Annotated in this window: 12 protein-coding genes; 4 read left to right on the top strand and 8 right to left on the bottom strand. The window is 71.9% G+C overall.

The window, feature by feature from the left end:
- Positions 1 to 690, top strand: a 690-nt coding sequence (hemG, locus tag ABD127_RS03105; RefSeq protein WP_344197619.1) for a protoporphyrinogen oxidase, incomplete at its 5' end; no start/stop codon positions are given.
- A gap of 4 nt (positions 691 to 694) precedes the next feature.
- Positions 695 to 1,405: a hydrogen peroxide-dependent heme synthase gene (gene hemQ, locus ABD127_RS03110; RefSeq protein ID WP_344197621.1), complete on the top strand. Its 711-nt coding sequence runs from the start codon at positions 695 to 697 to the stop codon at positions 1,403 to 1,405.
- Between the two features lie 80 nt (positions 1,406 to 1,485).
- Here hemQ and msrB read toward each other — a convergent pair whose 3' ends face one another.
- Positions 1,486 to 1,914: a peptide-methionine (R)-S-oxide reductase MsrB gene (msrB, locus tag ABD127_RS03115; protein WP_344197623.1), complete on the bottom strand. Its 429-nt coding sequence runs from the start codon at positions 1,912 to 1,914 to the stop codon at positions 1,486 to 1,488.
- Position 1,915: 1 nt separating this feature from the next.
- Positions 1,916 to 2,407, bottom strand: a complete 492-nt coding sequence (locus ABD127_RS03120; RefSeq protein WP_344197625.1) for a hypothetical protein — start codon at positions 2,405 to 2,407, stop codon at positions 1,916 to 1,918.
- Positions 2,408 to 2,481: 74 nt separating this feature from the next.
- Here ABD127_RS03120 and ABD127_RS03125 point away from each other — a divergent pair, with 74 nt between their 5' ends.
- The gene (locus tag ABD127_RS03125) at positions 2,482 to 3,339 is read left to right on the top strand and encodes a PPK2 family polyphosphate kinase (RefSeq protein ID WP_344197627.1); all 858 of its coding nucleotides are present in this window, start codon (positions 2,482 to 2,484) and stop codon (positions 3,337 to 3,339) included.
- A 9-nt stretch (positions 3,340 to 3,348) separates the two neighbouring features.
- Here ABD127_RS03125 and ABD127_RS03130 read toward each other — a convergent pair whose 3' ends face one another.
- The 4 genes from ABD127_RS03130 to ABD127_RS03145 form a co-directional block, all read right to left on the bottom strand.
- On the bottom strand, positions 3,349 to 4,113 hold the full coding sequence (locus ABD127_RS03130) for a sirohydrochlorin chelatase (protein ID WP_344197629.1): 765 nt from the start codon (positions 4,111 to 4,113) through the stop codon (positions 3,349 to 3,351).
- Positions 4,110 to 4,319 (bottom strand): hypothetical protein, encoded by a 210-nt coding sequence (locus tag ABD127_RS03135; protein ID WP_344197631.1) that lies wholly within the window; start codon positions 4,317 to 4,319, stop codon positions 4,110 to 4,112. The genes ABD127_RS03130 and ABD127_RS03135 overlap by 4 nt, the downstream gene beginning before the upstream one ends.
- 13 nt (positions 4,320 to 4,332) lie before the next feature.
- Positions 4,333 to 6,012, bottom strand: a complete 1,680-nt coding sequence (locus tag ABD127_RS03140) for a nitrite/sulfite reductase (RefSeq protein ID WP_344197634.1) — start codon at positions 6,010 to 6,012, stop codon at positions 4,333 to 4,335.
- 300 nt (positions 6,013 to 6,312) lie between these two features.
- Positions 6,313 to 6,939, bottom strand: a complete 627-nt coding sequence (locus ABD127_RS03145) for a hypothetical protein (protein WP_344197636.1) — start codon at positions 6,937 to 6,939, stop codon at positions 6,313 to 6,315.
- 136 nt (positions 6,940 to 7,075) lie between these two features.
- Here ABD127_RS03145 and ABD127_RS03150 point away from each other — a divergent pair, with 136 nt between their 5' ends.
- Positions 7,076 to 8,005 (top strand): YihY/virulence factor BrkB family protein, encoded by a 930-nt coding sequence (locus tag ABD127_RS03150; protein WP_344197638.1) that lies wholly within the window; start codon positions 7,076 to 7,078, stop codon positions 8,003 to 8,005.
- On the opposite strand, the gene ABD127_RS03155 is transcribed toward ABD127_RS03150, so the two are convergent.
- Both ABD127_RS03155 and ABD127_RS03160 read right to left on the bottom strand, forming a co-directional pair.
- On the bottom strand, positions 7,974 to 8,633 hold the full coding sequence (locus ABD127_RS03155) for a response regulator (RefSeq protein ID WP_344197640.1): 660 nt from the start codon (positions 8,631 to 8,633) through the stop codon (positions 7,974 to 7,976). The genes ABD127_RS03150 and ABD127_RS03155 overlap by 32 nt on opposite strands.
- Positions 8,630 to 9,739, bottom strand: coding sequence for a sensor histidine kinase (locus tag ABD127_RS03160; RefSeq protein WP_344197642.1), 1,110 nt, complete (start codon positions 9,737 to 9,739; stop codon positions 8,630 to 8,632). Before ABD127_RS03160 ends, ABD127_RS03155 begins: the two co-directional genes overlap by 4 nt.
- Positions 9,740 to 9,756 lie beyond the last annotated feature (17 nt).

Genomic DNA, 9,756 nt, shown 5'->3' on the forward strand with positions numbered 1-9,756 from the left:
CTGGCGGCCTCGGGCGCCGAGGTCCGCACCGACGCCACGGTGCGCCTGGTCGAGCGCGTCGCCGACGGCTGGCGCCTCCTGGTCGGTCCCGTCGGGGCGGTCGAGGAGGTCACGGCCGACGCGGTCGTCGTCGCGACCCCGGCGCCGGCGTCGGCCCGGCTGCTCGCCGAGGTGGCCCCGGACGCGGCGTTCGCGCTGGCCGGCGTCGACTACGCGAGCGTCGCGCTCGTCACGATCGTCCTCGACGAGCGGGTCGAGCTGCCCGGCTCGGGCTTCCTCGTGCCGCCGGTCGACGGACGCTTCGTCAAGGCCGCGACGTTCAGCTCGAACAAATGGTCCTGGGTCGCCGACTCCGGCCGCACCGTCCTGCGGGCCTCGGTCGGCCGGGCGGGGGAGTCGACCGCGCTCCAGGTGCAGGACGACGACCTGGTCGCGCGGGTGCTCGCCGACCTGGCCGAGGCCGTGGGCCCGCTGCCGACGCCCGCCGACACGCACGTGCAGCGCTGGGGCGGCGCGCTGCCGCAGTACGTCGTCGGACACCTCGACACGGTCGCCATGGTGCGTCGCTCGGTGGCCGGGGTCCGCGGGCTCGAGGTGTGCGGAGCGGCCTGCGGCGGGGTCGGCATCGCGGCCGTCGTGGCCGGTGCGCAGGAGGCCGTGTCACGGCTGTTGGCCGACTTGGGAGACTGATCCCATGACTGAGCGCGTGCCGAACCAGGGCAAGCTGGCCAAGGAGATCAACGACACGATCCGCTACGCGATGTGGTCGGTGTTCCGGCTCGACCGCGTGCTCGGGGACGCCGACCGTGCGGCGGAGGCGGCCGAGGTCGACGCGCTGGTCGCGCGCCTGGCCGACGAGGACGTCGTCGTGCGCGGCAGCTACGACGTCAGCGGCATCCGCGCCGACGCGGACCTGATGGTCTGGTGGCACGCCCCGACCGCCGACGCCCTGCAGGCCGCCTACAACGCGTTCCGGCGCACGGCCCTCGGCTCACGCATGGCGCCGGTGTGGTCGCAGACCGCGCTGCACCGCCCGGCCGAGTTCAACCGCTCGCACATCCCGGCCTTCATGGCCGACGAGGAGGTGCGCGACTGGGTCTGCGTGTACCCGTTCGTGCGCTCGTACGAGTGGTACCTGCTGCCGGAGGACGAGCGCCGCGACATGCTGAAGGAGCACGGCATGCAGGCGCGTCCGTACCCGGACGTGCGTGCCAACACGGTCGCCTCGTTCGCGCTCGGCGACTACGAGTGGATGCTGGCCTTCGAGGCCGACGAGCTCCACCGCATCGTCGACCTGATGCGCGAGCTCCGCGCCAGCCGCGCGCGGCGGCACGTGCGCGAGGAAGTGCCGTTCTACACCGGACGCAAGCGCACCTGGGCCGAGCTCACCGCCCTCTGGCCCTGACCGTCGGACCCAGATTTGCTGGGTCATCAGCCAATGGGCGCGCGAGGAAACCCGGACAACCCAGCACATCGTGGTGAGCGTCAGGCGTCGTCGGGGCGCAGCTGCAGCGCGATGCCGTTGATGCAGTAGCGCTGGTCGGTGGGGGTGTCGAAGCCCTCGCCCTCGAAGACGTGGCCGAGGTGCGACCCGCAGCTCGCGCAGCGGACCTCGGTGCGGGTGCGGAACATCGACCTGTCCTCGACGTACTCGACGCTGTCGCCGGCCAACGGGCTGTAGAACGCCGGCCAGCCGCAGTGCGCGTCGAACTTGGTCTCGCTGCGGAACAGCTCCGCACCGCACGCGCGGCACGCGTACACGCCGACCGTCGGGTCGGTCTCGTACGAGCTGCTGCCGGGGCGCTCGGTGCCCGCCTGGCGCAGGACGTGGTACTCGGCGGCGGTCAGCTCACCGCGCCACTCGTCCTCGCTCTTGGCGACGTCGTAGGTCTTGTCGGAGTCAAGGTGTGCCATGTCAGGCCTGTCCGTCGAAGGGAACGTGCTCGATCAGGTGAAGGGTCGGGACGTCGAGGGCCCGCTTCGCGCGTGCGGACCAGTCGAGGCCGAAGAACTCCTTCACGAAGTGGGGCTCGGTCAGGATGATCGCCTCGGCCGCCTGCGCCGAGGCGACGACGCGGACGAGCTCGTCGACCGGGTCCTCCTCGGTCAGCAGCGCGACCACCTGCTGGCCGCGGGTGCGGAGCAGCTCGGCGCTCGTCTCGAGCTCGGTCGCGCCCTGGCTCCGGACCTCCTCGGCGGCGTCGAGGACGACGTCCGGAGCCACCGGGGGAGCGATCTCGCCCGCGCCGAGGGCGCTGAGCGACGACGCGAGCGCGGCCGAGGAGCTCTCGACCGGCAGGATCAGGTGATACGTGACGGTGTCGTCCAGCGCCTCGTGCAGCGCGACCAGCTGGTCGGCGTCGAGGTCGTTGAGCGCACGTTCCACGAGGACGGCGACGGGGTACATGCCTCCAGACTACGACCAGGCGCGAAGCACGCGCGCCCGGCGCAGCCCGCCGACGCGCGGGACATACTGCTGTCATGACGACCGACCTGCGCGCCCAGCTGGCGACCCACGGACGCATCGACCTCGCGGCCCTCGACGCCCGCTCGACGCCCGGATTCGACGGGGCGAAGGCCGACGGCAAGGCGGCGCTCGCGGCGCTCGGGCCCGAGCTGGCCGACCTGCAGGAGCGGCTCTACGCAGGAGGTCGGGCCGAGGCCACCGAACGCCGGGTGCTCCTGCTGCTCCAGGGCATGGACACCTCGGGCAAGGGCGGCACGATCGGCGCCGTCGGCGGCCTGGTCCACCCCCACGGCCTCGTGCTGTCGTCGTTCGGCAAGCCGACCGAGACCGAGCTCGCCCACGACTTCCTCTGGCGGATCGAGCAGCGGATGCCCGAGGCGGGGCAGGTCGGCGTGTTCGACCGCTCGCACTACGAGGACGTCCTGATCGGTCGCGTGCGTGCGCTCGCCGAGCCCGAGGAGATCGAGCGGCGCTACGGCGCGATCGCGGCCTTCGAGGAGCAGTTCGTCGCCAGCGGGGGAGTCCTGGTCAAGTGCCTGCTCCACATCGACCCCGACGTGCAGGCCGAACGCCTCCGGGCCCGCCTGGAGGACCCGACCAAGTACTGGAAGTACAACCCGGCCGACCTCGACGAGCGTGAGCTGTGGGACGAGTACCGCACCGCCTACGAGATCGCCGTCGAGCGCACCTCGACCTACGTCGCGCCCTGGCACGTCGTGCCGGCTGGCCGCAAGTGGTACCGCAACTGGGCCGTCGCGACCCTGCTGCTGGAGGCCCTGCGCTCGCTCGACCTGGAGTGGCCCCCGGCAGACTTCGACCCGGCCGCCGAGCTCGCCCGTCTGGACGGGGAGGGCTCGGCGACCGGGTCGTGAGTCAGGCGGTCAGACGCCCGCGAACAGCGCGTCGAGCGGCACCAGGTCGACCGCACCGACCGCGTAGCGCGCCAGGATGATCGAGGCGATCTCCTGGTCGACGCCCAGCGGCTCGGCCACGGCGACGGCACCCGCCTCGAGGGCGAGCTCCTTCACGCGGTCGGGCAGCAGGCCCGGCGCGAGGAAGAGCATGCCCACGGCGATGTGACGACGACCGTCGGCACGGTGAGCACGCACGGCCTCACCGGCAGCCGGCGGGACGCTCGAGGCGAACGCCGCGATCGTCGGCAGCTTGTGGTGCGCACCCCAGGCGCGGGCCGCCCGGGCGATGGCCGCGTTCGCGACGGGGTCGGTCGAGCCGGCACCGGCCAGCACGAGCGCGTCGAGCTCGCGGACGCGACGCTCCTTGAGCGCCTCCCGCAGGCGGGTGTCGAGCACGCGGAACAGGGCGCCCTCGATCCCGAGCACCTCGGTGGTCTGGATGCGCAGACCCTCGTGGCGAGCAGCGGCCGCGGCCACGACGGCCGGGACGTCGTACTTGGCGTGGTACGCCTCCGTGAGCAGCAGCGGGACGACGACGATCTCGGAGTGTCCCTCGGCCACGAGACGGTCGACGACCGCGTCGAGGTCGGGGTCGCAGTGGTCCAGGAAGGCAGGGGCCACCCGGAGGTCAGGGCGCAGGCACGCGACCATCTCCGTCAGGGCTGTGATGGTGCGGGCCGACCGCGGGTCGCGGCTGCCGTGTGCCAGGGCAATGAGTGCAGGTGCGCTCATGGTGTCCTCCTTTCGTGGTGCTCGGCCCCCGCGGTGGAGGGCTGGGCGTGGGTGGTGATGGTGGTCGGGTTGAGCTGGCCGATGAACGAGAGCTTGAAGGCACGCAGACAGCTGCGACACTCCCAGGCCCCGTGCGTCTCGCCGTGGGGACGCAGGTCCTCGTCGGCGCAGTACGGGCAGTGGAACGGCACGGCGCGTGCGCTCATGCTGACCTCCTCCTCATCGCAGGACCTCCTCGTCGGCCCGCGAGATCCACTGGGCGAACGACTCGTCGTGGTCGCGCTCCTCGAGGTAGCCGCGGGTCAGGCGCTCGACGTAGTCGGGCAGCTGCGCGCCGGTGACCTTGTGGGCCCGGATCTTGCGACCGAAGCCGGCCTGCAGACCCAGGGCGCCACCGAGGTGGACCTGGAAGCCCTCGACCTGGTCGCCGTTCTCGTCCAGGACGAGCTGACCCTTCAGACCGATGTCGGCTGTCTGGATCCGGGCGCAGGAGTTCGGGCAGCCGTTGATGTTGATCGTGATGGGCGTGTCGAGGTCGGGGACCCGCTGCTCGAGCTCGGAGACGAGGTCGATGCCGCGCTGCTTGGTCTCGACGATCGCGAGCTTGCAGTACTCGATGCCGGTGCAGGCCATCGTGTTCTGGCGCCAGGCCGACGGGCGGGCGTGCAGGCCGAGCTCGGCCAGCGCGCTCACGAGCGACTCGACCTGGGCCTCCTCGACGTCCAGGACGACGAGCTTCTGCATCGGCGTGGTCGCGACGCGCTGCGAGCCGTGCGCCTCGACGACGTCGGCGACCTTCGAGAGCAGGGTGCCCGAGATGCGGCCCACGGCCGACGCGACGCCGACGTAGAACTTGCCGTCGTTCTGCTGGTGCACGCCGACGTGGTCGACCGGCGTCGTGGGCACCTCGGGGGCGTCGAGGTCGATCAGCTCGCGCTCGAGGTACTCGGTCTGCAGGACCTCGCGGAACTTCTCGATGCCCCAGTCGGCGACGAGGAACTTCAGGCGGGCCCGGGCGCGCAGGCGTCGGTAGCCGTAGTCGCGGAAGATGCTGACGATGCCCTCCCAGACCTCGGGCACCTCGTCGATCGGGACCCAGGCGCCGAGGCGCTGGGCGAGCATGGGGTTGGTCGACAGGCCGCCGCCCACCCAGACGTCGAAGCCCGGGCCGTGCTCGGGGTGGACCGCGCCGATGAAGGCGATGTCGTTGATCTGCGGCACGACGTCGTGCCCGGGGTGGCCGCTGATGGCCGACTTGAACTTGCGGGGCAGGTTCGAGAAGGCGCGGTCGCCGATGTAGCGGCTCTCGATCGCGTCGATCGCGGGGCGGCCATCGATGATCTCGTCGACTGACACGCCCGCGACGGGGCTGCCCAGGATGACGCGCGGGCAGTCGCCGCAGGCCTCCTGCGTCGACAGGCCGACCGACTCGAGGCGCTCCCAGATCGTGGGGACGTCGCGGACGTCGATCCAGTGATACTGCACGTTCTGGCGGTCGGTCAGGTCGGCGGTGTCCTGGGCGAACTCGGTGGAGATCTCCGCGACCGTGCGGAGCTGCTCGAGGTTGAGCTGACCGCCGTCGATCCGCACTCGGAGCATGAAGCGGTCGGCGTCGAGCTCCTCCGGCTCCAGCGTGGCGGTCTTGCCGCCGTCGATGCCGGCCTTGCGCTGCGTGTAGAGGCCCCACCAGCGGAACCGGCCACGCAGGTCGCTGGGATCGATGCTCTCGAACCCGCGGTGCGCGTAGATGTTCTCGATGCGGGCGCGCACGTTGAGCGGGTTGTCGTCCTTCTTGGACTGCTCGTTGGCGTTGAGCGGCTCGCGATACCCCAGGGCCCACTGACCCTCTCCGCGCTTGGCGCGGGGACGGCGGGGAGTGGGGGTGTCGGTCTGAGCCATGGATTTCCTCACAGGAGGAGCGCACGGCTGGGCCACGGGTTGCAGCGGTCGCCGCGCGCCCGGACGATCACGAATCGGTCAACGGGGGCGCTGTTTCAGCGACACATCATGGAGCGGGCACGACCGAGGTCGACGTGGAGACGCTCCACGAGAAAGACCGGGTGTGCTGACTGCATGCCCCGAGTCTGTCGTCGGGAGACCGATCGGACAAACAAATGTCTCACGAAATGGACGTGGTATCCACATCTTGGACACGCGGATGGGTGAACCCTGCAACCCCGGGGGCCGATGTGGCGTGGGTCACTCGTCCTGGGGGAGCAGCGCGCTGACCGTGTAGGTGCCGATGACCGCACCGGCGGCGGCCGCGGCGACCGCGATCGCGGTGACGTCCCAGGCCACGAGACCGGCCGTCGCCAGGCCCACCAGCGTTGCCGGGTGGAACGCGCCGACCAGGACCAGAGGTCCCGTCCCTCCGGCGAGGAGGGCCGGGACGCCCGCGAGGGCCACGGGTCCGCCGCCGTCGATCGACAGCGTGACCCAGGCCGAGGCGATGCCCGCGAGAGCGGCCACCAGTGCGGCGAGACCGAGCATTGGCGCGCTGATCACGAGCGTGGGGCCGAGCTGGTCGTCGAGCGCGTTCGCGCCGGCACCCAGCGCGACGGCCACGACGGCCTGCACCGCGAGCACCGGGAGCACGGTGCCCCAGGGGGATCGACCGACGACCGCGAGCGCCAGGCCCGGCAGCGTCCCGGTCACGTCGAGCCCCGAGACGTCCTCGGTCGAGGAGAGCGACGCGAACCAGGCCAGCATCACGGCGACGGCCGCGACCACCGCGACGGCGAGCACCGGGTCGGTGGCCCGCAGGGCCGCGAGGGCGGTGATCGTCACGGCAGCGCCGTGGAGGGCGGCCGAAGCGAGTGTGCGCACGTCAGGCTCCTGTCAGGGTGGCCCGCGTGGCGGTCGTCGCCAGGTCAGGACCTCGGGGGAGCGTACCGAACTCCGCGCGGCGCGGCGCGGTTCGCAGGTCGCCGTCGACGCGCGTCCGGACGGCTACGGTAGGCGCATGTCGGCGTCCGGAACAGGCTGGCCGGACTTCGTCAGGCAGGTGCCGCGAGTCGCGCGCCACGCCTTCAGCAACTGCTTCCGCAACCGCGTGACTGGTCTGGCGGCCGAGGCGGCGTTCTTCGCGATCCTCTCGCTGCCCCCGCTCGTCTTCGGCCTCGCCGGGACGATCGGCTTCATCGCCGAGCGCTTCCAGGTCGCTCAGGTCGACGTCCTGAAGGACCGGGTCATCGACCTCGCGTCGCGGGCGCTGACCGACAGCACCGTCGACGCCGTCATCACCCCGACGCTCGACGAGGTGCTGCGGGGCGGCCGGTTCGACGTGGTCTCGATCGGGTTCCTGCTCGCGCTCTGGTCGGGCTCGCGCGCCCTGAACGTCTTCATCGACACCATCACGATCATGTACGGCCTCGGCGGGCACCGCGGCATCGTCAAGACGCGGGCGCTCTCGTTCAGCCTCTACGTCGTCGCGCTCGTGCTCGGCATCCTGCTGGTGCCGCTCCTGCTCGCCGGACCGGACGTGGTCCAGGCCATGACGCCCGACAGCGTCAACTTCCTGACCCAGCTCTACTGGCCGACGGTGCTGCTGCTCTCGGTGGGCTTCCTCTGCACGCTGTACCACCTGGCCGTGCCGGTGCGGAAGACCTGGCGCTCGGGGCTTCCCGGAGCCTTCTTCACCGTGACGATGTGGATCCTCGGCGCCTACCTCGTGCGCTGGGTCCTCGGCTTCAGCAGCGGCGGCACCTCGATCTACGGACCCCTGGCGGCGCCGATCGCGGTGCTCCTGCTGCTGTACGTGCTGTCGATCTCGGTGCTGATCGGGGCGGCGATCAACGCGGCCTACGACGAGCTGCGCCATCCCGACCGCGACGCGGTGGAGGGGGACGAGCCGGCGGCCGTCACTCCAGCAGACCCAGCGTCAACGCCGTGAGGACGGCCCGGGTCCGGTCCCGGGCGTCGAGCTTCAGCAGCAGGCTCGAGACGTGGTTCTTGACCGTGCCCTCGGCGAGGTGCAGAGCGGTCGCGATCTCGCGGTTGGCGTAGCCGGCCGCGACCAGGCGCAGGACGTCGACCTCGCGCGTCGTGAGGTCGGGCGGGGCCGCGAGGGCTGGTGGCTCCTCGCCGCGCCGTTGCCAGGCCCGCAGCAGCCGGTCGGTCACCGCCGGCTGCGCCACCGTGCCGCCGCCCGCGACGGTGCGGACGGCCGCGACGAGCTGGTCGAGGGACACGTCCTTGAGCAGGTAGCCGCGGGCCCCGCCGCCCAGGGCGCGGAGCACGAGCTCGTCGTCGTCGAAGGTCGTGAGCACCAGGACGGGCGGCGGGTCCTCGGTCTCGGCCAGGGCGCCGAGCACCCCGATGCCGTCGAGGCCGGGCATCTGCAGGTCGAGCAGGACGACGTCGGGACGGGTGCGGCCGATGAGCTCGAGCGCCTCGTGCCCGTCGGCCGCCTCGCCGAGGACGACCACGTCGTCCGCGAGGCGCAAGAGGCCCCGGATGCCCTCGCGCACGAGCCGCTGGTCGTCGACGAGCACGACCGAGACCGGTGGTGGCGCGCTCACGCGGCCGGGACCCGAGCCGTCACGAGGAACCCGTCGTGGGAGCGGAACTCCGCGCTGCCGCCGAGCTCCTCGGTGCGCTCGCAGATGCCTGCCAGGCCGTTGCCGGGCACCAGGGTGCGTGAGCCGACGCCGTCGTCCTGCGCCGTCAGGACGATGAGCCCGTCCGTGCACGAGACGTCGATCCAGAGACGCGTGGCCTGCGCGTGCCGCAGCGCGTTCGTGACGACCTCCTGGGCGCACCGGACGAGGGCTGTGAACGCGGGTCCGTCGGTCGGCAGCTCGGCCTCGACCGTCAGCGTGACGTCGAGGCCGGTGGCGCCGCCGGCGACCTGGTGGAGGGCGGTGGCGAGGTCCGGAGGCACCGACCGCTGGTCGGCGACCGTGCTGCGCACGTCGTCCATCAGGTCGCGCGCGATGCCGCGCGCCGTGACGACGTGCTCGTGCGCCTCCCCGTCGGTGCGGTGCGAGGCGACCTCGAGCTCCAGGATCAAGGCGGTCAGCTGGTGACCCATGACGTCGTGCAGGTCGCGGGAGATCCGGAGGCGCTCGTCCGCCCGGCTCGACTCCTCCAGCAGCGCCTGGGTGGACCGGAGCTCGGTGTTGAGCACCGCCAGCTCGGTCCGGTTGCGCTGGACCACGAGCTGGGCGCGGTCGCTCAGCGCCGACACGACCATGATCAGCGTGTAGAGGACCACCATCATCGCGACGTAGCCCGCGGGCACGTCCGTCAGCAGCAGGCCGACCAGGAGGAACGCCGAGCCGACGGCGATGACCGCTCCGACGCCGCGCGGGGTCAGCAGGTGCACCGAGGCCGACGCCGCCAGGATCAGCACGAACGGCATCCAGCCCGTGAACGGCGCGAGCAGGACCAGCGCCCAGGCGCTCGACACCAGGAGTCCGAGCGCTGCGAGCTGCCAGGCGCGTGGCAGCAGCTCGGCGAACCAGAGCACGCCGAGCACGCCCACGAGCTGGGCCACGTACGCGACCCACCACAGACCCACGGGACCGGTCACCCCCTCGGGCAGCAGCGCCACGGGCACGGCGAGTGCCACGACGAGGACCGTCAGGACGGCGCTCGCCCAGACCTCGGACTCGCGATTGACCATGCGCCGAAGCCTAGGTG

It is taken from the genome of Aeromicrobium alkaliterrae (genome assembly GCF_039529015.1).
Lineage (GTDB): Bacteria > Actinomycetota > Actinomycetes > Propionibacteriales > Nocardioidaceae > Aeromicrobium > Aeromicrobium alkaliterrae.

Bases quoted from the DNA above. Each gene is read 5' to 3' on its own strand.
- ABD127_RS03135 (WP_344197631.1), bottom strand. From the start codon at position 4,319: ATGAGCGCACGCGCCGTGCCGTTCCACTGCCCGTACTGCGCCGACGAG.
- ABD127_RS03140 (WP_344197634.1), bottom strand. From the start codon at position 6,012: ATGGCTCAGACCGACACCCCCACTCCCCGCCGTCCCCGCGCCAAGCGC.
- ABD127_RS03120 (WP_344197625.1), bottom strand. From the start codon at position 2,407: ATGTACCCCGTCGCCGTCCTCGTGGAACGTGCGCTCAACGACCTCGAC.
- hemQ (WP_344197621.1), top strand. From the start codon at position 695: ATGACTGAGCGCGTGCCGAACCAGGGCAAGCTGGCCAAGGAGATCAAC.
- ABD127_RS03125 (WP_344197627.1), top strand. From the start codon at position 2,482: ATGACGACCGACCTGCGCGCCCAGCTGGCGACCCACGGACGCATCGAC.
- ABD127_RS03160 (WP_344197642.1), bottom strand. From the start codon at position 9,739: ATGGTCAATCGCGAGTCCGAGGTCTGGGCGAGCGCCGTCCTGACGGTC.
- ABD127_RS03150 (WP_344197638.1), top strand. From the start codon at position 7,076: ATGTCGGCGTCCGGAACAGGCTGGCCGGACTTCGTCAGGCAGGTGCCG.
- msrB (WP_344197623.1), bottom strand. From the start codon at position 1,914: ATGGCACACCTTGACTCCGACAAGACCTACGACGTCGCCAAGAGCGAG.
- ABD127_RS03130 (WP_344197629.1), bottom strand. From the start codon at position 4,113: ATGAGCGCACCTGCACTCATTGCCCTGGCACACGGCAGCCGCGACCCG.